We start from the raw sequence: 26,339 nt of genomic DNA, 5'->3' as shown, positions 1-26,339 counted from the left end.
GGCCCATCTCGCTCAATAAATAAATGACGTGACTGATAACCTGTAGCAGAACCCGGTGTACTCATCCCCGGTCTTAGCTACACGCCCTCTTAATTTCAGGCTCTAGTCCGCAGTGAGGAATTTCATGAAGTCGCGCATCTGGCGTCTGGCCAGTGTTGGTTTGCTGTGTGTGAGTGTCGGTGCGCAAGCGCTGGCGGATGAGCCGCAGAATCGCGGCCCCGACGGCGGCGGACGCGGGCCGGAGCATCAGGGCAACAATCAGGGCCATGGCGGCGGCAATCAGCAGCGCGGCCAAGACAATCCGCAGCGGCAGAACAACGACATCATCCGTGGCGATAACAGCCGCCAGTTCGAGCACAACGGCCAGCAGAATCATGGCCAACCGAACAACGGCCAGTGGCAGAACCAGAATCAGCCACGTCCGGCGTACAACCCCAACCCGGTGCGTCAGCCGCCACCGCCGCCGCAACTCCCGGCCAATGACCTGCCGATCCAGCCGCGCCCCGACACCGTGCGCCAGACCCAGGAACCGCGTCAGGGTTACTACCGCGACGAGCGTCCGCAGAATGGTTATCACCAGAACTGGCAGACCGGCAATCGCCCCAACGATAACCGCTGGCCGGGGCGTCCGGACGGGCATGGCAACGGTTGGGGCCCAGGTCCTCAATATCGGCCGGGTCATGTGATCGACCGTTTCCCGGATCGTGATTACCGTGTGCCGTATCGCGGCCAGGACTATTTCTACTCCGGCGGTTACTGGTATCGCCCGCAAGGCCCGCGCTACATCGTGGTTCAGCCGCCGCGCGGGATTCGCATCCAGTACCTGCCGGATTACGCTCGGGAAGTGTGGATCGGCGGTTCGCTGCTGTTCCTCGCCGCAGGCTCGTACTACGCCTATCAGGAAGCGACCCAGGATTACGTGGTGGTCGAGCCGCCGTCGCAGCAGCCACCGCAGCCGACCGGCAATGGTTATGACGTGGAAGCGTATCCGGCCAACGGCCAGTCACCGGAACAGGTTCAGCGCGACGGTTACGAGTGCTATCAGTACGCGGTGCAGCAAAGCGGCTTCAATCCGCGCACCGCGACCTACCAGCCGGCGCCCGAAGTGGTGCAGGCCTACCGCCAGGCGCAGGGCAATTGCCTGAGCAGTCGCGGTTATCAGGTCAACTACTGAGCCCGAGCGGCTTTGACCACTTCCTGCGGGTCGGCGTGCACCAGCACTTCGGCCCGTGGGTAGGCTTTGTGAATGGCATCTGCTGCCTGATCGCTGATGCCATGGGCGACTGACAGCGTCAGCTCCCCCGGCAACTCCAGGTGCAACTGCACGAACCAGTGATTGCCGGAAATCCGTGTACGCAAATCATGCGCACCCAATACGCCCGGTACGCCGCACGCCAGTTCGAGCATGTGCTGACTGACATCCGTCGGCAGCTCTTCATCCATCAGCACCGAAAAACTTTCCCGGGCGATCTGAATCGCGCTCCACAGAATGTATGCCGCGATCCCCAGACCGAACCACGCATCCAGCTGATCGAACCCCAAACCGGCCAACACCAGCGCAATCAGAATGCTGCCGTTTAGCAACAGGTCCGAACGGTAATGCAGTGAATCCGCCCGCACCGCGTTGGAACCGGTCTGCTTGATCACCCGATGCTGCAGCATCAACAGCGCTGCCGTCAGCAGCAGGGAAAACACAATCACCCCGATGCTCAGCCATGGCGCGCCGAGCGGCTCGGGATTGTTCAAACGCTCATAAGCCTGAAACGCGATCAGCACCGCACTGCCGCCAATGAACAGCGCCTGTGCCATGCCTGCCAGGGATTCGGCCTTGCCGTGGCCATAACGGTGATCGTCATCCGCCGGGCGCAGCGCGTAATGCACCGCCAGCAGATTGAGCAACGAAGTGACGCCATCGAGGGCCGAGTCGGTGAGGCCGGCGAGCATGCTCACCGAACCGCTCAGCCACCAGGCGATGGCTTTGGCGATGATCAGCGTACAGGCCACCGCCACCGAGGCGCGGGTCGCCAGCCGCAGCAGGCGGGCGTGTTCGGTGCTTGTGGTCATGGGTGCGTCAATTCCTTATGCGGCAGGTTGCAGGCCGAACATCGCCAGTTGCTGGGTGCTGCCCTTGTGCTGGATCAGGCGTGGGTCATCCAGCGGCAGATTGCGGCCCAGCTCGGTTTCGAGAATAGCCTGCAACTTCAAGTTATCGACCTGGCCGTCCGGGCTGATGGCTTGCTTGAGCTTGGCCGGATCGACCTGCGCCGTGTGGCCCGGTTCGAAGTAGATCGCGCCGGTGGCGAAGTCCACGGCAAACGCGATCAGGCCGGGCACGATGTAGAACAGCAGGCCCACGGCATCGAGCACGGCAATCGCCGGGTCGATCTTGCCGTCGATCTGGCCGCGCCGGTCGGGATAGAAAATCGAACCGCACGCGGTGATCTGAGTGAGCAGGGTGGCAACCAGTACACCGCCGATCAGGCGAAAAGGTAAGCGCATGTAGATAACTCCTGAGTCATTTGAAAACGAAGCATCGTCGTGTGGAATTAAGACCCCGACAAACACCCGGCAGTTCGCCGTTATACTCGCGGCTCTGTTTGGGAGCCAGCATGATTTCTTTGCCGATCGATGAAGTTTTACCCGCCCTGCGTGAAGCCCTCGCGACACGCCACGAAGCCGTGCTCGAAGCACCGCCCGGCGCCGGTAAAACCACCCGCGTGCCCTTGGCCCTGCTCAATGAAGCGTGGCTGAACGGGCAGACCATTCTTATGCTCGAACCGCGTCGGCTGGCCGCGCGTGCAGCGGCGGAACGGCTGGCCAGCGAGCTGGGCGAGAAAGTCGGTGAAACCGTCGGTTACCGCATCCGCCTCGACAGCAAGGTCGGCCCCAACACACGCATCGAAGTGGTCACCGAAGGCATCCTCACCCGGCGCCTGCAGGACGACCCGGCGCTGGAAGGTGTGGGCCTGCTGATCTTCGACGAATTTCACGAACGCAGCCTCGACGCCGATCTGGCGCTGGCCCTCAGTCTGAACGGTCGCGAGCTGTTTCGAGCTGAACAACCGCTGAAGATTCTGCTGATGTCCGCCACCCTAGAAGGCGAGCGTCTGGCCGGGTTGCTCGACGACGCACCGATCCTGCGCAGCGAAGGCCGGATGTTCCCGGTGACGATGCGCTGGGGCCGGCCGTTCCAGCCCGGCGAATACATCGATCAACGCGTCACGCAAGCGGTGCTCGAAGCCCTGCACGATGAAACCGGCAGCCTGTTGGTGTTCCTGCCCGGGCAGGCGGAAATCCGACGTGTTCATCAGCAACTGGCGGACGCCATCGGTGAGCGCAGCGACATCTTGCTCTGCCCGCTGCACGGCGAACTCGACCTGAATGCCCAGCGTGCCGCCATCGACCCAGCCCCGGCGGGTCAGCGCAAAGTGGTGCTGGCCACCAACATCGCCGAGACCAGCCTGACCATCAACGGCGTGCGCGTGGTGATCGACGCCGGTTTGGCGCGGGTGCCGCGTTTCGACCCGGGCAGCGGCATGACCCGCCTCGACACTCAACGCATCTCCAAAGCCAGTGCCACCCAGCGCGCGGGCCGGGCCGGGCGTCTGGAACCGGGCGTGTGTTATCGCCTGTGGTCGCAGGATCAGCACGAACAACTCGCGGCTTATGGCAGTGCGGAAATTCTCTCGGCTGATCTGGCCGGGTTGGCCTTGCAGCTCGGACGCTGGGGAGTGGCGCCGAGTGATCTGATCTGGCTGGACGTGCCGCCGGCCGCCGCTTATGCACAGGCTCAGGACCTGTTGCAGCGTCTCGGTGCGCTGGACGGTGAAAGCCTGAATCGCCACGGTCAGGCCATGGCTGAATTGCCGGCCCATCCGCGCATCGCTCATTTGCTGTTACGCGGTCAGGCGCTGGGGCTGGCGAACATGGCGTGCGACGTCGCCGCGTTGCTCGGCGAGCGCGATATTTTGCGCGGCGCCGGGGCGGATCTGCACAGTCGTCTGGTGCTGTTGTCCGGCGAAGAACGCGCGGCGCGCGGTGCCCAGGGCGGCGTGCAGCGCGCCCGGCAACTGGCGCGGCAATATCGCGGCTATCTGCGCGGCAAGGCGAGCGAACCAGTTGCCGATCCGGATCACCCGCGCTGGCTCGGCGCCTTGCTGGCGCTGGCCTATCCGGATCGCGTCGCCCAGCAGCGGCGTGCCGGTGGAGCCGAATATCGATTGGCAAACGGCCGTGCGGCGCTGTTCGCCGAAGCCGACAGCCTGATGAAGGAACCGTGGATCGTGATCGCCGACCTCGGCAGCCGCCAAGGTCAGCGCGAAGAGCGGATTTATCTGGCGGCGGATTTCGACCCGACGCTGTTCGACTCAGTGCTGGCCGAACAGGTGCACAACGTCGATCAACTGGACTGGGACGAACGCGAAGGCGTACTGCGCGCCGAGCGTCAACGCAAGGTTGGCGAACTGATCCTCAGCCGCGAGCCACTGACCGGTCTCGACGAAAACGCCCGCAGTCAGGCGCTGGTCAATCTGGTGCGCCGCAAGGGTCTTGAACTGCTGCCGTGGACTCCGGAACTGCGCCAGTGGCAGGCGCGAGTTGCCTTGTTGCGCCAGCTTGACCTGGACGCCAAAGGCGACAGCCAATGGCCGGATGTCAGCGACACCACGCTGCTGAAAACCCTTGAAGACTGGCTGATGCCTTACTTGGGCAAAGTCTCGCGCCTCAGCCATTTCGCCAACCTCGACCTGTCGAACATCGTCCGTAATCTGCTGCCATGGCCACTGCCGCAGCAGCTCGACGAACAGGCGCCGCATCACCTGAGCGTGCCATCGGGCTCGTCGATTCGTCTCGACTACAGCGAACAGCCACCGATTCTCGCCGTGCGCTTGCAGGAGTTGTTCGGCCTCGCCGACACACCGCGCATCGCCGGCGGCAGGCAAGTGGTCAAGCTGCACCTGCTGTCGCCCGCACGGCGTCCGGTGCAGGTGACGCAGGATCTGGCCAACTTCTGGCGCAGCACCTATGCCGAGGTGAAGAAGGATCTTAAGGGGCGGTATCCGAAGCACTATTGGCCGGATGATCCATTGGTGGCTGAAGCTACCGCACGAGCCAAACCACGCGGTACTTGAGGGTCAGCGGCTGGCCTTCGCGGTCAGCTGCTCCCGACAATAATCGGCAAACAACTGCGCCGGTTTGGTCAGTTGTCCGCGTTTGAGCCACGCGGCCACCAGGCCTGAGCCGGTGACGTCTTCGACGATGTCGACGCACACGACTTTCTTGCCGTCGTAGGTGCATTCCGAGTGCGGGCGGGTGACCAGGATCGAGAAGCCGAAACCCTGGCCGACCATGCCGCGCACCATCTCGATCGACGGCGAGCTGAATTCGATGCGTGGCGACAGGCCGAGTTCTTCGAACAGGCTGACGAAGTAGGTGCGGCTCGGTTGAACGTCGAGCAGGATCATTGGTTCCAGGCACAAGTCCCGCAGCGAAACCTGCTTGAGCTGGGCGAAGCGGTGATCGGCCGGGAGCAGGGCGTAAGGTCGTTGGGCCGGCATCAGCGGTTCGGTTTCGATGGTGGCGTCGAGGTCGTGCTTGTACAGGATCGCCAGGTCGAAGGTGCCCGAAGTCAGGCCTTGCACCAGTTCCTGTTGTTCGCCGTCGCGGATGCGGATCTTCACCCCCGGATACAGCGCCGAGAAGCCGGCAATCAGTTGCGGCAGGTACAGTGGCGCGACGGTTTCGAAACAGCCGATATCGATCTGCCCGGCCACCACGTCGTTGTCGGCGAGGGCGTTCTGTTCGAACTCCTTGGCCATGCGCAGCAGTTCCTGGGCCTTGCGGAAGAATCGCGCACCGCTGGGCGTCAGCGACACGCCCTGGGCGTGATGGCGGATCAGCAGTTGCACGCCGAAGCTGTCTTCCAGCCCCTTGATCGCCGTGGAAATCGCCGGTTGCGCGATGTACAGCTTGCGCGACGCTTCGGCGACGCTGCCGCATTCGACGGTGGTGATGAAGTATTTCAACTGACGCAGGTTGTAAGCGGCCACGGTGAACCTCAAAGCGAACGGATTCCACATCCAAGCAATTTGTACGCCGCCGGCCTCCGTTCTGTCGGCGGTTTTTTTGTCTCTGAACAATAGCCCCATACGCGCGCGAAGGGGTCATCGGCTGGTTACCTTTTTTATTGTCTGCGAAGACATTTTTACTGGTTTTAGCCCGCACGGGCCTGAGCGACTATCACTGCGCACTGTTCTCAAAAGAATAAAAGTCCAAGGAGCAACCACCGTGTTCGAGCTTGCAGACTGGCAGCGCAAGGCCGCTGAATTGAGCTATCCGTACCAGGCCGTGATCGACGGCAAACTGCGTGCGGCGCAGTCGGGGCAGACCTTTGCCGCGGTCAACCCGGCCACCGGCCAGCTTCTGGCAAACGTCGCCGCGTGCGGTGAAGAAGATGTCGATGCGGCGGTGAAAAATGCGCGGCAGTTGTTCGAGGCCGGCACCTGGGCCGGGCGTTCACCGACCGAGCGCAAGCAAGTGCTGCTGCGGCTGGCGGATCTGATTCTGGCCAATCGCGAAGAGCTGGCGTTGCTTGATTCGCTGAACATGGGCAAACCGGTGATGGACGCTTACAACATCGACGTACCGGGCGCCGCCGGGGTGTTCCGCTGGTACGCCGAAAGCCTCGACAAGCTCTACGATCAGGTCGCGCCAAGCGCCTCGAATGTGCTGGCGACCATCACCCGCGAAGCGCTGGGCGTGGTGGCGGCCGTGGTGCCTTGGAATTTCCCGCTGGACATGGCCGCGTGGAAACTCGCCCCGGCGCTGGCGGCGGGCAACTCGGTGATCCTCAAACCCGCCGAGCAATCACCGTTCTCCGCATTGCGTCTGGCCGAGCTGGCGCTGGAAGCCGGGTTGCCGGCCGGTGTGCTGAACGTGCTGCCGGGACTCGGCGAACAAACCGGTAAAGCCTTGGGCTTGCACCCGGATGTCGATTGTCTGGTGTTCACCGGCTCGACCCAGGTCGGCAAATATTTCATGCAGTACTCCGCGCAGTCGAACCTCAAGCAGGTGTGGCTGGAGTGCGGCGGCAAGAGCGCCAATCTGGTGTTTGCCGACTGCAAGGATCTGGATCTGGCGGCGCAGAAAGCCGCGTTCGGGATCTTCTTCAATCAGGGCGAAGTCTGCTCGGCCAACTCGCGATTGCTGGTGGAACGCTCGATTCATGACGAGTTCGTTGAACGGCTGAAGGCTCAGGCCGAACGCTGGCAGCCGGGCGATCCGCTGGATCCGGCGAGTGCGGCCGGGGCGATCGTCGACACCCGTCAGACCGAAAGCATTCTGCGCTTCATCCATCAGGCCGAACGCGAAGGCGCGACCCGCGTCTGCGGTGGGCGGCAGCTGAGTTTCAACGGCTCGGACAACTTCGTTCAGCCGACGATTTTCACCGACGTGCAGCCGCACATGGCCCTGTTTCGCGAGGAAGTGTTCGGCCCGGTGCTGGCGGTGATTCCGTTCGATGACGAAGCCCACGCCTTGCAACTGGCCAACGACAGCGTCTACGGTCTGGCGGCGTCGCTGTGGACCGATGATCTGCACCGCGCGCACCGGGTGGCGCGGCAATTGCGAGCCGGTACGGTGTCGGTCAACAGTGTCGATGCGCTGGACGTGACCGTGCCGTTCGGCGGTGGCAAGCAATCCGGTTTCGGCCGCGATCTGTCGCTGCACTCGTTCGACAAATACACCCAGTTGAAAACCACCTGGTTTCAACTGCGCTCATGACAGCCGCTCACAACAAGAAAGGAGATCCGGCGATGACCACCTCACGTGAAACCCGCGACTACCAGGCCGCCGATGCAGCGCACCACATTCATGCGTTCGTCGACCAGAAGGCCCTCAACGACGAAGGCCCACGGGTGATGGTGCGCGGTGACCGCCTGCATCTGTGGGACAACGACGGTCGGCGTTACCTCGACGGCATGTCCGGGCTGTGGTGCACCAACCTCGGATACGGGCGCAAGGATCTGAATGCCGCGGCGAGCCGGCAACTGGAGCAGTTGCCGTACTACAACATGTTTTTCCACACCACCCACCCGCAGGTGATCGAGCTCTCCGAGTTGCTGTTCAGCCTGCTGCCGGGGCACTACAGCCATGCGATCTACACCAACTCCGGCTCCGAGGCCAACGAGGTGCTGATCCGTACCGTGCGCCGTTACTGGCAGGTGCTGGGCAAGCCCGAGAAGAAAATCATGATCGGCCGTTGGAACGGTTACCACGGTTCGACCCTGGCCGCGACGGCCCTCGGCGGCATGAAGTTCATGCATGAAATGGGCGGGATGATTCCCGACATCGCGCACATCGACGAGCCGTACTTCTTCGCCCACGAAGGCAACCTGACCCCGGCTGAATTCGGCCTGCGGGCGGCGCAGCAACTGGAATCAAAGATCCTCGAACTGGGCGCCGACAAGGTTGCAGGCTTCATCGCCGAACCGTTCCAGGGCGCGGGCGGGATGATCTTCCCGCCGGAAAGCTACTGGCCGGAAATCCAGCGCATCTGCCGCAAATACGATGTGCTGTTGTGCGCCGATGAAGTGATCGGCGGCTTCGGTCGCACCGGCGAATGGTTCGCTCACGAGTACTTCGGTTTCGAGCCGGACACCCTGTCCATCGCCAAGGGTTTGACCTCCGGTTACATCCCGATGGGTGGCCTGATCCTGTCGAAGAACATGGCCGACGTGCTGGTGGAGCAGGGCGGTGTGTTCGCCCACGGTCTGACGTATTCCGGGCACCCGGTGGCGGCGGCGGTGGCGATTGCCAACCTCAAGGCATTGCGCGATGAAGGCGTGGTGACGCGGGTCAAGGACGACATCGGCCCGTACCTGCAACAGTGTCTGCGCGAGGTGTTCGGCAATCACCCGTTGGTGGGTGATATCCAGGGCACGGGCATGGTCGCGGCGTTGCAACTGGCCGAGGACAAGGCCACGCGCAAGCGCTTCGCCAATGAAAACGATATTGCCTGGCGCTGCCGCACGATTGGTTTTGAGGAGGGGGTGATCATTCGCTCGACCCTGGGGCGGATGATCATGGCGCCGGCGTTGATTGCCAGCCGTGAAGAGATAGACGAGTTGGTGGGCAAGACGTTGAAAGCGCTGGATCGTACGGCGCAGGAGTACGGTCGGCTCTGATCTGAAACCTGTGTGAATCGCTAACAATCGCAGCCTTCGGCTGCGATTTTTTTTGGCTTTGCACCCACCTCGGGCAGCCCCGCCCGACGCGCCCTTTCGCGGTGCGCACTACCCAGTTTTTTCATCGTTCGCGTCTAACTATTTCCTCGTTTTCCTGACGCCAAGCCTGGGTCAACATCGATTTCGCCAGCCAAGGCATTGCCCGCCAGAGTCCAGCAGAGACCGCAGCGTGTAATCGCGACACCACGGCTGGCCGTACTGCCCATGACAACTAAATCAACAGCGTTGGGAGTGCTCCATGAACAAGTCCTTGTTTACCCGTCTTGCATGTCCTCTGGCGATTTCCGCCCTTTCCATCACCGGCGCCCAGGCCGGCACTTTGTCGATCGGCCACACCACGTGGGTCGGTTACGGCACCCTGTACCTGGCCCAGGATCTGGGCTACTTCAAGGAAAACGGCCTGACCGTCGAATTGCCGGTGGTCGAAGAAGCGTCGATGTACATGGCCGCCCAGGCGTCGGGGCAATTGTCCGGCTCGGCGTCGACCATCGACGAAGTGCTCAAGTACCGCCCGCAGTTCTGCTTCAAGGCCGTGGCCGCGCTGGATGACAGCCATGGCGGCGACGGCGTGCTGGTCGGCAAGAACGTGAAGAGCCTGCAAGAACTCAAGGGCCAGGCCGTGGCCGTCAACGAAGGGTCGACCTCGCAGTTCTGGCTCTCGTATCTGCTGAAAAAGAACGGCATGAGCATGAGCGACATCACCGTGCAGAACATGACCGCTGACGATGCTGCCACCGCGTTCATCGCCGGTCGCGTGCCGGCTGCCGTGACCTGGGAGCCGCATCTGTCGATGGTGCGCGACAAACAGCAGGGCAAGGTGCTGATCGACAGCAGCAGTACGCCCGGCGTGATCGTCGATGTGGTGGCGCTCAACTGCACGGTGATCGAGAAGCAGCCGGAAGACGTCAAGGCGCTGGTTGCCGGCCTCTACAAAGCGGTGCAGTACACCAAGGACCATCCACAGAAAGCCTACGAAATCATGGCCAAGGGCGTCGGTGGTTACCTGTCCGATCCGAAGGAACTGGCCGCCGCCGCGCAAGGCGTGCGCTTCTACGATCAGGCCATGAGCGAAAAACTGCTTGGCTCGCCGGGCAAACCGGGTGATAGCGCGCCGCTGATCAAACTGGCCAACGAAACCGCCAGCGAATTGCAAGGCAAGCCCTACAACGTCAGCAACGACGATCTGGTCGACAACCGTTTCGTCAGCCCGCTCTAGGAGACTGGTCATGTTCAAGCGCAATTCATGGCTGAGCCGCTGCATCACGCCGAAAACCGGATTGCCGGTGCCGGTAGTGTGGAGCGCCAGCGGTCTGGCCTGGGTGTTGCTGGTCGGCCTGTGGGCCGGGTTGTCCTACGGCGGCATCGTGCCGGGGATGTTCCTGCCGACGCCCGGCGCGGTGGTCGAAGCCGCCGTGCGCCTGAGCCGCGATGGCACCCTCGGCCAGCATGTGTGGGCGAGCGTCGAAGTGGTGATGGTCGGTTTCATTGTGTCGTCGCTGGTGGCGGTGCCGCTGGGTTTGCTGATGGGCAGCTTTCGCATCGTCCAGGCGTTCCTCGAACCGCTGGTCAACTTCATCCGCTACCTGCCGGTGACCTCGTTTGTGCCGCTGTTCATCCTGTGGATCGGTATCGGTCTGGAGCAGCGGGTGTCGGTGATCATTTTCGGCGTGTTCTTCCAGCAACTGGTGATGATCGCGGACGTGTCCAAAGGCATTTCCAAGGACTTGATCAACGCTTCCTACACCCTCGGCTCCAACCGGCGTGACGCGGTGCTGCACGTGATCGCCCCGGCGTCGTTGCCCGGCGTACTCGACACCTTGCGGGTAACCATGGGCTGGGCCTGGACCTATCTGGTGGTCGCCGAACTGGTCGCCGCATCGAGTGGCCTCGGTTACTTGAGCCTAAAGGCCATGCGCGGCTTTCAGGTCGACGTGATTTTTCTCGCCATCGCGATCATCGGCCTCCTCGGCCTGGTCACCGATCAACTGTTCCGCTTCTTGCGTTTGAGGATTGCCGCATGGGCTCAGTAACCGCTGCCAACCGTCGTTTCATCGAGCCGGTCGCCGCACCGGCACACGCCGCGCCAAGGTTGCAGGTGGACAAGGTCAGCCTGCGTTACAGCAAGCCCGGCGGCGGTACATTCACTGCGCTGGAAGAAGTGTCGTTCGAGGTGTCGGATCAGCAATTCGCGGTGCTGGTCGGGCCGTCGGGCTGCGGCAAGTCGAGCCTGTTGTACCTCACCGCCGGGCTGGCCGAGCCGACGTCCGGCGAGATCTACGTCGGCGGTCAGCAAGTGCAGGGCCCCGGCGCGGATCGCGGGATGGTGTTCCAGAGCTACACGCTGTTCCCGTGGCTGACGGTGCGGCAGAACGTCGAGTTCGGCCTCAAGCGCCGGGGCATGCCGGCGGCGCGGCGCAAGGAGATCGTCGATCACTATGTGCACGAAGTCGGGCTGTCCGGGTTCGCCGACAACTACGCCAAGCAGTTGTCCGGCGGGATGATGCAGCGGGTGGCGATTGCCCGGGCATTGGCCAACGATCCGCAGATCCTGCTGATGGACGAACCCTTCGGCGCCCTCGACAGCCAGACGCGCCTGCAAATGCAGCAGCTGTTGTTACGGGTATGGGGCAACAGCAAGAAGACCGTGCTGTTCGTCACCCACGACATCGACGAAGCAATCCTGCTCGGCGACCGGGTGTATGTGATGGGCGCCAGGCCGGGGCGGATCAAGCAGATTCTGGATGTGCCGATCGAACGCCCGCGCACGCTGGACATGGTGATGGAGCGCTCGTTCATCGACATGAAACGGCAGATCTTCGGGCTGTTACACGACGATCTCGAAGAAGCTCACTGAAGTCAGTTGGGCGGCAGCAGGAATCGCGCAATCACCGGCAAATGATCGGAAATGCGCAACGTATCGTCCTGCCGCACCGTGGCTTCGACCCGTTTGATCTTCGGGCTGTAGAACAGGTAATCGACCGTGCGGTCCGGGCCGTTGAGGCCGGGGTCGTTGGGGTAATGGGTCAGCCACTTGGCGCGGTCGATGCCGCTGGCTTCGTTGTTGGTCGGGATCATCGGGTATTTGTCCCACAGCACATGCAGCGCACTGTCGGCAGAGTAAGGCGTGCGCTGCTCGGTGGGCAGGCGCCGGTACTGGCCGAGCGGTAACAGGTTGAAGTCGCCACCGATCAGCCACGGCGTACCGTGGCCTTCGTGTTTGTCGAGGACCTTGGCCACCGCTGTCACCTGCGCCTGCAAGGTGTCGTCCGGTTGGGTCGCGCGATCCAGATGGGTGTTGAGCACCACCAGTTGCCCGCCATCGCTGAGCGGCAGAGTGGTGGCGAGCAGGGCGTTTTTCGGCTGGAACTGACGGCTGATGATGTTCGACGGCTGCACCGGCAATTGCAGGCGTTCGGCGTGTTCGATGCGGTAGCGGCTGAGGGTGGCGAGTTGCCGGCCGACGCTGCCGAAGATGTGCGGATCCGGGACGAAATCGGCCTTCCAGTCGAAGGCGTGGGCGCTGCACGGGTAGAGGTCGGTCAGACGTTCTTGCAACAGCTTGAGCTGGTTCTGATAGTCGCTGGCCTTGGCGCCGTCATCCAGTTCCTGCAACAGCACCACGTCGGGCTGTTCGTCGCGGATCACCCGCGCCACTTCATCGAGGCTGAACGCCATGTCTTCCGGGGTCGGGGCTTCGTCGTCGCCATGCGCCAGGTCATTCCAGAACACGTAGCGCTTACCGGCCAGATACTGCACGTTCCAGGTCATGACTTTCAGGGCCTGGCCGGGGACCAGCGTCGGCGGTTGCCCGGTGCAACTGACCGGCAGGGTTTCCCGGGCGTCGGGGCGCCAGGTCAGGCTGAAAATCATCACGCCGATCAGGGCGACGGCCAGCAGCACGAAGAGCAGGATGTAGCGCAGTAGACGGGTCATGGCTCGGCTTATAGCGATACGGAAGTGGTCCCGAGCATACCCGAGACCCATCCATCAGCCCAAGCTCGGTGCAGTCAGACTATTCCGTCACGTTTGTCGGGCAATTCGCTGATCAACATGAACAGGCGGAACAGCACCACGCTGGTGAACAGTTGCAGGAAGCTGTGGCCACTGTCGATCAGTACCGCGATCAAAGGATTCTGCGGATCGGGATAGACCTGCAGGGTCAGGCCCTTGAGCAGCCACAACGGCCCCATCACACACAGGATGCACACCAGAATCCGCAGAAAATGCCCACGGCTCAGACGCAGGCTTTCCTTCATCGCCTGCAACGGGCCGTAACCGCGCAGTACCAGCAGGTATTCACCGAAGGCCAGAGTGACCATCAGCCATAGCCCCGGCAGGAAATACAGCGAAAGCCCGAGAAGGATCAACAGCGTGTTCAGCGCCGTCAGCAGGGCAAAGCGCGGCCAAAGACGAGCGGCCATCGCCAGCAGATCGCGGGTTTGCGGGGATTCGCCGCGGGTGCGGGCATCGAGGAACAGAATCAGCGCGGCGGTGTACAGCGGATACACCAGCAGGCCGACGATCACGCTGATCGCCGAGTAACCGTCCGGGTCGCTGGCATGGTCGACCACCTGTTGCAGCACGGCTTCGAAAATCACCAGCGGCAGGCACAACTGGACGATCCGGCCCAGATTGCGTTTGAAGAAATACAGGGAGTCGCGCAGCACATCGAAGGCATTCATCAGTCGGTATCGCAGGTCAAAAACAGTGGCCCACTTTAACCGATGATCCGTTTCGCTGCGCAAACGTAAACGTTCGGTAAAGGTCATTGAAACATTCAGTTGCTGCCTCCATTACAGAGGTGCGCCTCCTCCGACGTGGACGAGGGCAACGTTATCCCCGGCAATCTACGAGGTCGCCATGAACAGCGAAGAACAAACCCTGATCGATGGACTGTTTTCCCGGCTGCAGCAGGCCGAAACGGATGCAGCCCCGCGCGACGCACTGGCTGAAGCGCGGATCAAGGAACACCTGACGCGCCAGCCGGCCGCAGGTTATTTCATGACCCAGGCGATTCTGGTGCAGGAGGCTGCCCTCAAGAGCCTCGACGAACAGAACAAGCAACTGACTCAACAGGTCAAGCAATTGCAGGCCGAACTGCAATCGGCCAAGGCGCAGAGCGCGGCCCCGGCGCCGAGCGGCGGTGGTTTCCTGTCGAGCATCTTCGGTGGCAGCAGCTCGCGCCCCGCATCGACCCAGAGCGCCCCGGCGTCCACCGGCGGCTGGCGTGAACCGGCACCGCAGCAGAACTTCGGTGCGCCCGCGCCGCAACAGAACTTCGGCGCGCCACCACCGGGTTATGGCCAGCAACAAGCAGCCCCGGCAGCCGGCAGCAGCTTCCTCGGCGGTGCCCTGAAAACCGCCGCCGGTGTGGCGGGTGGCGTGATGCTGGCACAAGGCATCAGCAGCCTGTTCCATCACAATCAGCAGCCGGAAGAAATCGTCGAAGTCATCAAGGAAGAGCCGGCCCAGGTCAACGACCAGAGCAACAACGGTTGGGGCGATGACCAGCGTATGGCCAACAACGACTCCTACGGTAATGATCAGGGCGGCTTTGCCGACACCAACTACAGCGATGACAACTCATCGTTCTTCGATGACGACGATTCCTTCGTCTGATTCACCATTCGTCCGGGGCGCCTGATCGCCCCGGGCCGATTATTCGCGGAACCTTCCTTCGGGCTGGCATACTGAGCGCCTTTTTCGGGCCTGGTGCCTGATCCGGCTCATGCGCGTCAGCGCTCACAGGAACTCCGGTGAAAAAAATCGCAGTGTTCGCCGATGTGCAGAACCTCTACTACACCGTGCGTCAGGCCTATGGTTGCCACTTCAACTACGCGGCGCTGTGGGCGGATGTCAGCCAGCACGGGCAGATCGTCGAGGCCTACGCCTATGCGATCGACCGGGGCGACAGCAAACAGCAGCAGTTCCAGCAGATCCTGCGCAACCTCGGTTTCACCGTGAAACTCAAACCCTACATCCAGCGCAGCGACGGCTCGGCCAAGGGCGACTGGGACGTGGGCATCACCCTCGACATCATGGACGCCGCCGACCACGTCGACGAAATCGTCCTGGCCTCAGGTGATGGCGATTTCGACATGCTGCTCGAACGCATCATCAACAAACACGGCGTACAAGCGGTGGCCTATGGCGTTCCCGGCCTGACCGCCAACTCGCTGATCCGCGCCGCCAGCCGTTACGTGCCGATCGAAGGCGCACTGCTGTTGAAAAATTGAGCCCTGCTCAAGAATTGATTTAAACGGAGTACCACCCGGTTTGGAACGCATTGCAGTCATCGACTTTGAAACCACCGGCATCTCGCCGAGCAGCAGCTGCCGGGCCACGGAAATCGCCGTGGTCATGCTGGAAAACGGCCGCATCGTCGAGCGTTACCAGAGCCTGATGAACGCCGGCGTCCGCGTCCCGGCCTTCATCGAACAACTCACCGGCATCAGCAACGCCATGCTGCGCACCGCGCCTTCGGCCGAACAGGTGATGAACGAAGTCAACGAATTCGTCGGCTGCACGCCCCTGTTGGCGCACAACGCCGCGTTTGACCAGAAGTTCTGGGACTTCGAACTGGGCCGGATCAAACGCACCCGTTTGCAGAACTTTGCCTGTTCGCTGCTACTGGCTCGTCGTTTGATGCCGGCGGCGCCGAACCACAAGCTCGGTACGCTCACTACCTTCGCCCAACTGCCGCATACCGGCCAGGCGCACAGGGCGATGGCGGATGCGGAGATGGCGGCGAATTTGCTTGCGCATCTGGCGGATGAGTTGCGGCAGAAGCATGGGGTGCGGGAGTTGAGCCATGATTTGTTGTGCAAATTGCAGAAAGTCCCCGCCGCGAAGGTTGGCGAAACCTTGAGTCGATATCGCTGACAGCCGACGGGATCGACCGGTTCAAGGATTATCTTGCGGTATTGAATTGTGGCGCGGACTCTGGAACGCAGAACAGTTTGTGGATCTGATAGCCGTAGTCGAACCGGCGCGAGGTTTCGTCGCGTAGGGACGTGACGACAGACTGCGGAAACACTTGGGCGTCACAGATCAGATTGATGCTGTCCATCGTATAAAAAAATGGTTTGTAGATTTGCAGTTCCCTGGCGATCGCCAGGAAATGCTCCCAGTCGATATCCACCTCCCCGGCCAGTTTAGCGATATCAAACAGGGGGGTGAGTTTGGTGGAAAGTTTCAACGCCACATCCAGGTAATACAGCAACGAGCTGTGCCACAGGGCATCGGCCGGTGTCAGGCAATGGAGATGGCTGTGCGCTATCTTCGAATGGCTGAAAAAGCGCTGACTGGGCATGCCGGCTACTAGGGAGTGGTGGAAGTTGATGGCCACGATGATCTTCGAATCATGGGGGGTAACGAACGTCGGATGGATATAGGCGTTGGTATTCAGTGTTCTGTGATCCAGAAGCGCCTGCCCGGGCGTAAACGGAAAGGCCTTTGCGACTTTAGCGATTTGCACGGTATCTCGGACGTAAGCCGTGGCGCGCTCGGACTCTGTCAGAGGGATCAACTGCCCGGTAAGCGTATCCATTTTACTTTCTTCATAGCCGAACTTTGCCAGGGCTGACTGCCAGGCTGGCCAGTCCTTTCTATTGATGTAGACGTCGATGTCGCCGCGTCGGCCCATGACATGGCCTTGATGGATGCCCAGAGTGTAATAGGCCCCCTTGGCCAACAGCAGCGGCAGTCCTTCGTCGCCAGAGATGGTAGAGAGTAATTCAGTCGCCTGTTTCTGGTGGGTCCAGATGAGGTTCGCCAGCGCCGAAGAACTGGTGGGATTGCCCGTCATCAAGGCGTGCACGCCTTCTATGCGGGTGCGTTGAAAATAACTCTCGTCATGTTCAGCACAGGAATGTCTGAGGGGGGCACCTTGAACATAGGCGCGCAACAATTCCATTCCTGCCATATCGGCCTGTTGAACCATGGACTTACTCCCCTGTTGAACAAGTAATGTAGGTGACAAACACATGGGCAATCATTTGCGGTGATCCGCTTTCCCGGGAAACTGTCCAGCGCCAGACCTGAGCCAATCCACAGGCGTTGGTTTCTGTTACGCGAATGTTGTTGTAGTGATTACGGCTGCCCAGCCATTGCTCCAATATCTCGTGGGGGGCGGCCAGCCCTCTGGCGACACATTCACGAATGTGTTTTGCCTCGGGCAAAACTCGCAAAACCCTCTCGGCCGGGCTCGAGCCGTGCTCACCACGATGGGTCATCTCCAGTTGGTGGGCCATATAAAGGGTGTGGCGCAGAGCTTCTTGATCGAGTGCCGGAATCCGTTGCTGAGTCGATAGCCCGGATGCTGCCCGGTATTCATTGATCAAGTCGAAGAGGGCACTGGATCTGCAGGCGTCCGCCAGTGGCTCGACAGGCAATCCCAGTCCGATGACACTGACCTGAGACGATTTTTTTGCAGCCATTGCCATGCACTCAAGCTGGTAGGTGTCCAGCAGATGAATGTCATCGATCACGAATACGGTGTGCCGGTTTTGTACGTATTCTGCGGTATGCAAAAGTTGCTTGTGCATCTTGGCAAACGGCGTGTGGTGTGCCGCGAAACAGACCAAGTCGAAGTGCGGATGCAAGGAAGCCCATTGCCGCGCTGCATGGATTGCCTGGGTCTTTCCGGTCATGGGGGCCGACCGGATCAGCAGGTTGGCTCTGAGGTTGTGTTCAAGGTGCCGTATCAGCATCGAATCCAGGCTACTGTCCATAAGCACTTTCCGATCTCCTCGCGTACATCAGCCTGATCGAGCCGACCAATGTCAAAAACATGATCAAGCCCGACACCAGGGGAATATGGCTTTTGTCGGGCACAAGTCCGCTGACAACAAACGGCCCGGCCGCTTGGGCAATCATGCTCAGGCTCAAGTAAGTTGAAAAAACAGGGCCACGAGCGCTGCGAGGAATGGACGTCAGGAACGATGCATAAAGGTTATTGGTTACGAAGGCAAACAGAAGGGAGTTGAGCGAAATCGATACCACAATGACGGCGATGCTTGAGCTCTGCATCATGACAAAGGTCATCAGAAGGAGGGCGATTGCAGCGACATTGAGCTGATTGAGATAAGGCTTGTAGCGTGCGTTGATCTTTGGCGATACCCAGAACAGAAACGCGACGCCCAAGAGTGCGCGTGCCGCCCCGAAGATGCCGAAATATTCATCTTTCCATCCGGACACGCCGGTTAACCATAATGGAAAAGTCCGGTAGAAACCTTCATTGCCGATGGTCAGAAGCATCAACATGAGGATTAGGCAAAAAGAGGTATCGCTGAAGAAAATCCGTTCGGACAGCCGCAATTTTCTCGAATTTGCCTCGCCGTTTTCCTTTGCATCTTCGGTAATCTGATGATGGTTGGCAGAAATGAAAGACATCAGAAAAAATAGCGAGACAAGACAGAACAAAGTCGAGAACGCAAAAATAACCCGGTAACCAAGAGGTTCTATCGGAAGCACCAGAATGATGACGGACCCCAATACTGGCGCAAGACACGCACCAAAAGACCGAGCAGCATTGTATTTGGACATTTCGATCGTAAGATCGAGGTGACGACTAACGCTGGTGATCAATAAATCAACTGTTCGGCCCAGCGAACTGCCAGCGCCCGTTAACAATCGACTTGTCGTGGTCAGAAATAGCGAAGGCGTCAACGTCAGAACCAAGTAACTCAGTGCATGGAAGATCATCCCGGAACTGCATGTGTGTGCCGCCCCGAGTCTTTTAGTCAGTTGGCCCAGAAGATGGCCAACCGTTAATTGAACCGCAATGGGCAGTGCCAGTAGTAGTGATATGAGCAAGCTGTTTGAAGTGACATGGGATAAGTAAAGTACGAAGTACGCGCCGATGATCTGTCCGCTGGCACGGGAGAAAAAAGCATAGGTGTACAGCTGGTGTTTTTTATCCATAAATTGCTTGGTTCATCCCTGTAAGAAAATGTACTCGACACTGCCTCAATAAAGAAAAATAGGTAAGATCCAAAAAGGCGTCAAGCCGGGTGGTGAATTGACATTGAAGTGATGCGCGCCTGGCGAGTTACCATGGATAATAGCGAGCCTATAAGGCTACATTCTTTTTGAGGCATAAGAAGGTGTCTCATTAGAGTTATATGGTATTTGCAGAATCTCATAACTCGTCAACAGTTAAGGAGCCGCTCGGCTGAGCGGTGTAAATGATCATTGTCATGGAGAACACTATGAGTAAAGAACTTGAAAAAGGATGTGATGAGGTCGAAAACGAGATCCAGGCAGACGAAGTTCAAACTCCGTTTGGTCTGACGGAATGTATTGTCAGTCTCAACATTCCTTCGGATGTCGCCGATCAACGCTATGTTGCTATCGGCGGAGGGTGTGTCGGTTGTCATAGCTGAAATCTCTGATGGTGAAACCCGTTCGTCTTTTATTGGTAGTCGATGAAGGTGCGAGCGGGTTGTACCAGTCTTAACAAAATGGTCACGGGAGTGCACAGGTAGAGTATCCGGATGGTTACTTGATTTGCAGTTTGCACTCGCAGGTTTTCGACGCGAACAGGTATGTGTGTCGCAGAACCATAGACTATAAAATTGCTTGGATCCAATTTTTTTACATTTTTTTTGCCAACTAAATTGATTTCAGTGTTATTTAATTTTTAGGTTTTAGATGATGGCGTTTTGGAAAAAACCTTAAAAAATATGGATTTGCATATTTGCCGCAAGCTTGCGAAGAGTTGGTTTTTGCCAGGCGGTTGATTGCTGCTCGTTGACACGGCGGAGCAAGTGTTTACTTTTAGACCGGCAACAACAGTCACAAAAAAAGAAACTCACCTCACATTCATCAGGAATAAAATCATGACTGAGAATACAGCCGCTAAAGGTCTTGTCAGTGCTCAAGTTGAGGCTCAGGAACTCGTTCAGGGCGTTGAAACTCCTTTTGGAGAAAATATCGTCACCCACCTTGTTGTGCCATCGGATGTTGCGGATAAGCGTTATGTTTCCGTAGGCGGTGGTGGCGCTTGGCACGAGAAGGTCAAGTAAGTACCGGTGCGCCTCCTTTCCCCATGGAGGGGAGGTGCATTACTTGCCTCAAAAGGGATTTATGGAGGTTAGATGTCAAATTTTGATCTTTGCAGGATTTACCCTGACGCTCCGGATCCTGTCAAAGCCGGCTTTGCCGAACATGCATTAAGTGCGCGTGCGTTGCGCTATTGTCGCCCTGTAAAAATGGCCTCCAAAATTGGTTGGTTGTTTTATGCGCCCATAGACTTCGCTGTCGTCCTCAAAGAGGACCGAATTCTCTGGAGCTATGGAGCATTTACCGAATGGTATGTTCTGGAAAGTGCCCAACTTCCAGGGATGGCCGGTCTTGTAGACTCCCGGCTTGGTGCTCATCAGGGCGCGTCGCCTCCTTTTTTGACCGCATTGCCGGAAGAACGCTGTATTCAGATCTGGCTCGGTTATTCAGTACGCAGCTCGCAACATATTGCCTTGCAAGTAAGAGGGCCGATCAATCACCCGCAGCGCAGTGCCTATGAAGTGATTGAAGGCGTCATTGAAAGTGAACGATGGCATGGCCCGCTTATTACCGTAATAAAACTGCGTAAAGAAAATGAGCCCGTCATTTTTCGCAAGAGTACACCATTGATTCAATGTGTGCCGGTCGACGCGCGATTGTATGAAGCCTCTGCTTGCCAGTCGAATGTCATCGATGCTTTCGAGTCGTTTTCCGAAGTCGATTGGGGTGGTTTTTTTGGCACGCTGCATCGGGTCGGAGACGAGCCATTAAAAAATATCGCCAAACAACGAATAAAACAAAACTGACCACGGACTTGGGCAAGCCCAGAGAGGGGAACTCGATATGATCAATGGGGTTTTCAATAAACCAAAAATAAAACGAGCCATTGAGCAACTGAGCAAAGTGCTCGCATTGGCGCCTGATGACATTGGCTATGCCAGCGGTTCTCTATTCGATGGACTGGGCGACGAAGATTCCGATTTTGATATCTATGTGTTGACCACTGCAGATTCCCTGCAGCGACGCGCTGCGGATTTTGACAGCGAAAGAAAAAACGATCAGCACAATTATAAGTTTGGAATTCAGTACATCGAAGTCGAGGGTGTGTCATTCGATGTCGAGTTTCATGCCAAGGAAAACTTGCTGAAGTTGTTTGATTCACTGGACCGCCTCAAACCGATCAGTCGTCAGTCCCTGCATGAAAACTATCGGTCGTTGGGTGACGTCCCCAGGGACAAGGCTGTCGAAATCCTGCATCGCTTCAGAATCGGTAAACCGTTCTTCAATGAATCGGGATTCGCTTCAGTGAAAGCTCGATTTGACGAGGACGCGTTCTTCTCATGGAATGCGCTGTTTCATCTGATGGAGAGCGAGGATTTTGTCAAAGGAACCAAAAGAAGCCTGAAGGCTGAAGATCCCGAAAGCGCTTATTTAAAGCTGTGTTATTTCCTCAACAGCTTGGCTGATGCACAGATTTTTTTAGGCAGGGCCAGTTGTGACCGGTGGAAATGGCGACTGCCAAAACTTAGGACGATGAACGTTCCCCAGTTCCTGGCTTTTTATTTGTCTGTCCAGATTCCTCAAGATGTTTCGGCAGAAAATCTGAAAGTGTTCGTGGAAAAAAAGCTGCTGCAGGGAGTTTCCGTCGCCAAGGACATGAACGGTGAATTCAATGGATAGTTGCGTGAGGGAGCGCGTCTTTTCCAGCCTGGAGACGCAAATCAGCCAGCAGTTTTTTCCGATATTGAAAACCATGGGGGCATCCGATTCTGTTCTCAAAAGAATCGAGGGTGACTTTCTTGACTGTTATGAGCACTCGTCACATCTGGCGTTGTCACACTTGCGCCATGAACTTACTCGGACGGGGCTGCGCGATACCTGGAATCGGGTTCTCGATCACGCCCGCTCTGCTTATCTCGCCGAATTGATTGCGCCTCACGTGGAAGGGGTGACGATGGATCTGCTCTGCGGTGATGGTGCACTGGCTATCGAACTGGAGAAAATGACCGGGCAGCCGGTGCATTTGGTCGAGCGACCAAAAGATGTTCTTAACACTTGGCGACCCTGGATTGACAGAATTCGCCCATTCGAATCGATTGACGTGAGTTTCGAAGGCATTGAAGCCGATACTGTTGTGCTGTCCACCGTTCTGCATCATGAACAGTTCCCGCGAGACTTGATTCGCACGGCCGTTCAGAAGACCAAAAAAAGACTGGTTGTCATTGAAAACTGTATCGATGATGTATTCGACGCCGAATATCAGGTGTTCGTCGACCTTTTTTTTAACACTTGCCTGAATGAAACAAAACTCGATTCGCCCGGGGCTCATTTGCGGGAAGATGAATGGACCGCAATTCTTTATGAGTTCGGGTTCCGTCAGGTCGATGTCGTCGAGCGAACTACTCAAGTTCCAGGCATTCCCCTTTCCCATACTGTCATGGTCGCGAGTAAATGACGGCGCGCTATCTGGGGTTGAACGGCGAGCCGGTTACCCCGCAGGTGATTTCGCATGTGGCAGGTGTCGGCCTGATTCGGGGGGAATACCTGTGTCGATTGTTCGGTAATTACATTACCAGCGAACAAGTGCGAGACGGTATTCGGCACTACATTGGAAAACTTGGTGAATGTACACGAAACAAAGATATCTGGTACCGGCTCGTCGAGATGGAAAGCAGTGAAGTAAACACCTTTGAAGGGTGCGATGTGCCGTTGTATGAAAAGAGCCCAATGATGGGCTTGCGTGGAGCAGCCAGGGCCTTGCAGATACCCGCCACCTTCGATCTGGAGGTCAGCATGCTGGTCGAATGTGCAAAGGCAAATCGTAATTTGCATGTGATCATTCCTTACGTCACCTCGGTCGCCCAGTTCGAAAGGCTTGCCGCACGTATGCGAGCGCTTGGATTCTCTAACAAGATCGGGGCCATGATCGAGACGCCGGCAATGGCGCTGGATCTGGCGCAGTTCAATTCCGCAGAACTCTTTGTCGTGGGCTTGAATGATCTACGCAGCCTTTGCCTGGGTATAGCCAGGGACAGATTGACGGCTGATGTAATCCCTGGCTCGGTTATGACGCTGTTGAAGCATTGCGTGGAAATAGCCGCGGAAAAAAATATTCCTTTACATATCGCCGGTTATATCGGGCCCGATAGTTTCAAGCAGTTGGATATGGCGGGCGTAGATGCGGTGGTTGTGCATTACAGTCACTTGAAAACCGTGTTTCCCGATGATTTTTGTTCGCTAGATGGCGAACTGGACTATAAAAAAATCAAGAATGAGGTTCGTGCCCGAGTGGGTGACCCAGCCATTCGTTAATTTATTACCGGACAAAGGCATGAATACGGATATCAGCATAAATTACTTGTCAAGACTGTATCGTTTGATAATAGAAGAGCTGCGAGAGACGTGCTTGCGTCATGCAGAAATTTCGCATTCATTACTCGAGTTGGTTGAGCATGTTGTCCGCATTCACGATCAGTACTGGGGACGCCACCAGCATGGCGCCGATATCGGTGCAGCCGAGGAAGCCATGCTCTGGACAGAATACGAAACTGCAGCGGTAAACTTTGCCAATATTCTGAATGCCCGAGCAACCATTGCGACTTGTTATTCCTCCATGGACGAATACTGGCGCGATGCTCAGGCCCAGGCAAATGGCAAAAGCTCAAATACGATCTGGGACATTTACGAACATGGTTCGAGGCGACGACTGGAAGGCAGCTTCGCAGCAGTGCTGAATGTAGAGGCGGCACTGCTGCTCAATAGCGGAATGTCTGCCATCTCGGTGGCAATCAATGCTGTTGGATTGAAGCCGACGGATGCCGTGTTTGTCGGAAAAAGCTCCTATTTTGAAACCAATGAAGTCCTTGAGCATTTTGTAGATGTCATCGGCTGTCGGATTCATAGTATTGATTTTCTGGACATTCCGGCGTTTGAGTCTGCACTGCGCGAGTTTTCACCAAAGTTGCTCGTGGTGGAAACGGCGACCAATTGCCCGACACCAGAATCATTGCCGAATTTCTCTCAAGTGGATTTTGGGAAGAAGTGGCCAATGATCATTTGTGATCAGACTATCGTCGGCTTTCCCGATGCCGACGTTTCACTGAACTACCCGGGTGATGTCGTCTACTTGGCCAGTCTTTCAAAGTTTGTCACGAACAGCATCAGTGCAGGTTTGATTTTTGGCCGGGCTTCGAGCGTCGATCGTTGTCGCAAGATCGCCAGGTTTTCAGGACAGAATCTTCAGGAGCATGCTTTCAATTTCATCCGGCATTCGGATATCACCTGCGTCCACTACCGTATGGAGCTTCACCAACTGAACGTGCAGTTGTTCATGGATGCATTAACACAGGTTAAGGAGGAGCTTTCTCTGTTGCGAACGCTGGAGCGTGATTTTCTTGGCGATACTGCCAACGGTTCGGGTGTTCACGGTTGTCTGATTTTTTTTGCGCTCATACCTCGTCAGGGACAGGATTATTTTTCGCCCGAGTTAGTTGAGAGTCATCGTGCGGTCGTCTGCCAATGGCAGATGTTCAGTCAGCGTCATGGAGAAACATTTGATATTCGTTCCGGCTTTGGCTGGAGGAAAACCTCGATCCGCTGTTACGAAGGCAGTCAACTTAACCAGTCCAATGCTCCCTCCTACATGAGGATATCGGTGGGGCTGGAGTCTCGACGTGCCGTCATGTGCCTTGCTGCACAACTAGTCGACTCAATCAGGGAGGTAACTCATGGAACCATTTGATGTGCGCAGTGACGCTCATGCGACGTCTATCAATGAAATGCTCACGAGACTGTCTCCAGCATTGGGCGAGATTGTTTTCGAACCGTCAGGTCGTCATATGCGCGCCGAATATAACGTTGCGCAGGCCGCTGAAAAACTCATCGATATTCTGAATCTGCTCAGACGTGCGAGCCACATTATTGCTGGCTCGCTAGTAGCGATTCGCTCTTATGAGCTGGAAATCGAAGCGGCTCATCACCTCTATGCCTGTTCCCTGTCGGTCGAAAAGTTTCGGACACGATTGAGTGAACTCAGGATCGATAAAGACAGAATTGAAGAGTGGCAGGGTATTTCCGGGTTCGCCTCATGCACGACAGCCTTGAACGCAGGTTCGGATCTTGTGTTTGTCAGTGTCGTCTATCTTGGCTATTTCCGAGTGATTGAGCACAAAATCAGCGAGTACCTGTCGCTCAGTGATCCGGTCCTGGACATGCCATCCAGACAAATGCTTGTAGAAACACAGAGATTTCTAGAAGAAGCCCTCACGTGGTTTAAAAGTTCATGCTGTTATGCAGCGGGTGAGGTTTCTGTCGCCTGGAGTCAGGAGTTTGCCGCATACATCAGAGAATTGATCCTCGTCGAGTTACGCGATAAAGCCTCCGTGAAGCAATCTGCACCGGCCGGTACATCTGTATTGCGCCAGTGCAAGGCTCGGCGAGACCCGCGGCTGAAAGTGTTTTCGCACAGTCGCAACTATTCCACTGACGATCTCCCGAGTGCGGTGCCAGGTGGCAATCAGCGCGTATCGAGATTCATGGACACCTTTCGCACACAACGTGACGAACTGGATGCCATCGAAACATTTGCCAATGTGTTGTTCGACCTGGGGGGCAAAAACTTCGAGTTCGAATTGTTTCTGGCGCGATTGGTTTCCGATGAGGCACGCCACTCCGAAATGGGCCAGCAGTGGTTAAGCCGGTCGGGCTATGACCCCTTCGAAGTTCCCTGCAGCACAATTGGCATCGATGTACGGACAACCATGCAGCCTTATACGGCATTCGCCCAGATCAATATCTTTGGAGAACTTCAGCAGGTGGCTAGCCTGCGCCGCTTTTCCCTTGAAGCAAGGTTGTCGGGAGACGAGTTTTCCGCCAATGCGCTGGACTTCACCAATGCCGATGAGTTGATGCATGTCAAAGTGGGGCGGGAGTGGGTAAAGAGCATCGCGCGTTGGCAGTCAACTTCATTTGACTCGGTGCAGGAGACGGCACGCCAGGAAGCGATTGAGCGTCTGCATGAGTTAGGCGTTATCGATGAAGACTACAAGTCGACCATAACCGTAAAAGAAATGGCTGCAATTATCGGGGAGTAAA

At 57.6% G+C, this 26,339-nt stretch carries 26 protein-coding genes; 18 read left to right on the top strand and 8 right to left on the bottom strand.

From position 1 onward, the window contains the following. Positions 1-124 precede the first annotated feature (124 nt). Positions 125-1,174 (top strand): DUF6515 family protein, encoded by a 1,050-nt coding sequence (locus M5G18_RS19890; RefSeq protein ID WP_273897711.1) that lies wholly within the window; start codon positions 125-127, stop codon positions 1,172-1,174. Here the strand turns inward: M5G18_RS19890 and M5G18_RS19885 are convergent. Beyond that, complete coding sequence (locus tag M5G18_RS19885; RefSeq protein ID WP_192562504.1) at positions 1,168-2,064, bottom strand: cation diffusion facilitator family transporter; 897 nt, start codon at positions 2,062-2,064, stop codon at positions 1,168-1,170. The genes M5G18_RS19890 and M5G18_RS19885 overlap by 7 nt on opposite strands. Positions 2,065-2,079: 15 nt before the next feature. Then, on the bottom strand, positions 2,080-2,499 hold the full coding sequence (locus M5G18_RS19880) for a polyribonucleotide nucleotidyltransferase (protein ID WP_273897712.1): 420 nt from the start codon (positions 2,497-2,499) through the stop codon (positions 2,080-2,082). A 110-nt stretch (positions 2,500-2,609) separates the two neighbouring features. On the opposite strand from M5G18_RS19880, the gene hrpB reads away from it, so the two are divergent. Next, entirely contained in the window at positions 2,610-5,129 is a 2,520-nt protein-coding gene (gene hrpB, locus M5G18_RS19875; RefSeq protein WP_273897713.1) for an ATP-dependent helicase HrpB, read from the top strand. A gap of 3 nt (positions 5,130-5,132) precedes the next feature. On the opposite strand, the gene M5G18_RS19870 is transcribed toward hrpB, so the two are convergent. Then, a complete protein-coding gene (locus M5G18_RS19870) occupies positions 5,133-6,047 on the bottom strand; it encodes a LysR family transcriptional regulator (RefSeq protein WP_007958716.1) in 915 nt (304 codons plus the stop codon). 238 nt (positions 6,048-6,285) lie between these two features. Here M5G18_RS19870 and M5G18_RS19865 point away from each other — a divergent pair, with 238 nt between their 5' ends. The 5 genes from M5G18_RS19865 (at position 6,286) to M5G18_RS19845 (ending at position 12,096) form a co-directional block, all read left to right on the top strand. After that, positions 6,286-7,779 carry an aldehyde dehydrogenase gene (locus M5G18_RS19865; RefSeq protein ID WP_273897714.1) on the top strand — a complete coding sequence of 498 codons (1,494 nt, stop codon included), beginning with the start codon at positions 6,286-6,288 and terminating at the stop codon, positions 7,777-7,779. Positions 7,780-7,811: 32 nt separating this feature from the next. After that, entirely contained in the window at positions 7,812-9,182 is a 1,371-nt protein-coding gene (locus tag M5G18_RS19860) for an aspartate aminotransferase family protein (RefSeq protein WP_273897715.1), read from the top strand. Positions 9,183-9,480: 298 nt separating this feature from the next. After that, complete coding sequence (locus tag M5G18_RS19855; RefSeq protein WP_273897716.1) at positions 9,481-10,458, top strand: ABC transporter substrate-binding protein; 978 nt, start codon at positions 9,481-9,483, stop codon at positions 10,456-10,458. Positions 10,459-10,468: 10 nt separating this feature from the next. Then, on the top strand, positions 10,469-11,272 hold the full coding sequence (locus M5G18_RS19850) for an ABC transporter permease (protein ID WP_007958721.1): 804 nt from the start codon (positions 10,469-10,471) through the stop codon (positions 11,270-11,272). Next, positions 11,260-12,096, top strand: coding sequence for an ABC transporter ATP-binding protein (locus M5G18_RS19845; RefSeq protein ID WP_273897717.1), 837 nt, complete (start codon positions 11,260-11,262; stop codon positions 12,094-12,096). Before M5G18_RS19850 ends, M5G18_RS19845 begins: the two co-directional genes overlap by 13 nt. Positions 12,097-12,098: 2 nt before the next feature. Here M5G18_RS19845 and M5G18_RS19840 read toward each other — a convergent pair whose 3' ends face one another. Both M5G18_RS19840 and M5G18_RS19835 read right to left on the bottom strand, forming a co-directional pair. Then, a complete protein-coding gene (locus M5G18_RS19840; protein ID WP_273897718.1) occupies positions 12,099-13,175 on the bottom strand; it encodes an endonuclease/exonuclease/phosphatase family protein in 1,077 nt (358 codons plus the stop codon). Between the two features lie 74 nt (positions 13,176-13,249). Continuing rightward, positions 13,250-13,924: a YciC family protein gene (locus M5G18_RS19835; protein WP_007958726.1), complete on the bottom strand. Its 675-nt coding sequence runs from the start codon at positions 13,922-13,924 to the stop codon at positions 13,250-13,252. Positions 13,925-14,102: 178 nt separating this feature from the next. On the opposite strand from M5G18_RS19835, the gene M5G18_RS19830 reads away from it, so the two are divergent. The 3 genes from M5G18_RS19830 (at position 14,103) to M5G18_RS19820 (ending at position 16,124) form a co-directional block, all read left to right on the top strand. Next, on the top strand, positions 14,103-14,861 hold the full coding sequence (locus M5G18_RS19830) for a DUF2076 domain-containing protein (protein ID WP_273897719.1): 759 nt from the start codon (positions 14,103-14,105) through the stop codon (positions 14,859-14,861). Between the two features lie 137 nt (positions 14,862-14,998). Beyond that, complete coding sequence (locus M5G18_RS19825) at positions 14,999-15,478, top strand: NYN domain-containing protein (protein WP_007958730.1); 480 nt, start codon at positions 14,999-15,001, stop codon at positions 15,476-15,478. A gap of 40 nt (positions 15,479-15,518) precedes the next feature. Next, positions 15,519-16,124 carry a 3'-5' exonuclease gene (locus M5G18_RS19820; RefSeq protein ID WP_227233614.1) on the top strand — a complete coding sequence of 202 codons (606 nt, stop codon included), beginning with the start codon at positions 15,519-15,521 and terminating at the stop codon, positions 16,122-16,124. Between the two features lie 28 nt (positions 16,125-16,152). Here M5G18_RS19820 and M5G18_RS19815 read toward each other — a convergent pair whose 3' ends face one another. The 3 genes from M5G18_RS19815 to M5G18_RS19805 are packed head-to-tail and all read right to left on the bottom strand — an operon-like array spanning position 16,153 to position 19,166. Continuing rightward, positions 16,153-17,184: a nucleotidyltransferase family protein gene (locus tag M5G18_RS19815; protein WP_273897720.1), complete on the bottom strand. Its 1,032-nt coding sequence runs from the start codon at positions 17,182-17,184 to the stop codon at positions 16,153-16,155. 4 nt (positions 17,185-17,188) lie between these two features. Further along, complete coding sequence (locus tag M5G18_RS19810) at positions 17,189-17,974, bottom strand: CAP domain-containing protein (protein ID WP_273897721.1); 786 nt, start codon at positions 17,972-17,974, stop codon at positions 17,189-17,191. Then, the gene (locus M5G18_RS19805) at positions 17,964-19,166 is read right to left on the bottom strand and encodes an MFS transporter (protein ID WP_273897722.1); all 1,203 of its coding nucleotides are present in this window, start codon (positions 19,164-19,166) and stop codon (positions 17,964-17,966) included. Before M5G18_RS19805 ends, M5G18_RS19810 begins: the two co-directional genes overlap by 11 nt. Positions 19,167-19,453: 287 nt before the next feature. Between M5G18_RS19805 and M5G18_RS19800 the strand changes: the two genes are divergently transcribed. The 8 genes from M5G18_RS19800 (at position 19,454) to M5G18_RS19765 (ending at position 26,338) form a co-directional block, all read left to right on the top strand. Beyond that, complete coding sequence (locus tag M5G18_RS19800; protein ID WP_273897723.1) at positions 19,454-19,627, top strand: hypothetical protein; 174 nt, start codon at positions 19,454-19,456, stop codon at positions 19,625-19,627. Between the two features lie 456 nt (positions 19,628-20,083). Then, on the top strand, positions 20,084-20,269 hold the full coding sequence (locus M5G18_RS19795; protein ID WP_273897724.1) for a hypothetical protein: 186 nt from the start codon (positions 20,084-20,086) through the stop codon (positions 20,267-20,269). 72 nt (positions 20,270-20,341) lie between these two features. After that, on the top strand, positions 20,342-21,052 hold the full coding sequence (locus M5G18_RS19790; RefSeq protein WP_273897725.1) for a hypothetical protein: 711 nt from the start codon (positions 20,342-20,344) through the stop codon (positions 21,050-21,052). Positions 21,053-21,089: 37 nt separating this feature from the next. Continuing rightward, positions 21,090-21,926 carry a hypothetical protein gene (locus tag M5G18_RS19785; protein ID WP_273897726.1) on the top strand — a complete coding sequence of 279 codons (837 nt, stop codon included), beginning with the start codon at positions 21,090-21,092 and terminating at the stop codon, positions 21,924-21,926. A gap of 4 nt (positions 21,927-21,930) precedes the next feature. Further along, positions 21,931-22,701: a class I SAM-dependent methyltransferase gene (locus tag M5G18_RS19780; protein WP_273897727.1), complete on the top strand. Its 771-nt coding sequence runs from the start codon at positions 21,931-21,933 to the stop codon at positions 22,699-22,701. Beyond that, positions 22,698-23,558 (top strand): putative PEP-binding protein, encoded by an 861-nt coding sequence (locus M5G18_RS19775; protein WP_273897728.1) that lies wholly within the window; start codon positions 22,698-22,700, stop codon positions 23,556-23,558. The genes M5G18_RS19780 and M5G18_RS19775 overlap by 4 nt, the downstream gene beginning before the upstream one ends. 19 nt (positions 23,559-23,577) lie before the next feature. Beyond that, complete coding sequence (locus tag M5G18_RS19770; RefSeq protein ID WP_273897729.1) at positions 23,578-24,987, top strand: PLP-dependent transferase; 1,410 nt, start codon at positions 23,578-23,580, stop codon at positions 24,985-24,987. Further along, the gene (locus M5G18_RS19765) at positions 24,974-26,338 is read left to right on the top strand and encodes a hypothetical protein (RefSeq protein WP_273897730.1); all 1,365 of its coding nucleotides are present in this window, start codon (positions 24,974-24,976) and stop codon (positions 26,336-26,338) included. The genes M5G18_RS19770 and M5G18_RS19765 overlap by 14 nt, the downstream gene beginning before the upstream one ends. Position 26,339 lies beyond the last annotated feature (1 nt).

The organism is Pseudomonas aphyarum, from assembly GCF_028657055.1.
GTDB lineage: Bacteria > Pseudomonadota > Gammaproteobacteria > Pseudomonadales > Pseudomonadaceae > Aquipseudomonas > Aquipseudomonas aphyarum.
Note: the sequence above shows the minus strand (reverse complement) of the source record. Positions and strands in the feature narration are given on the sequence as shown.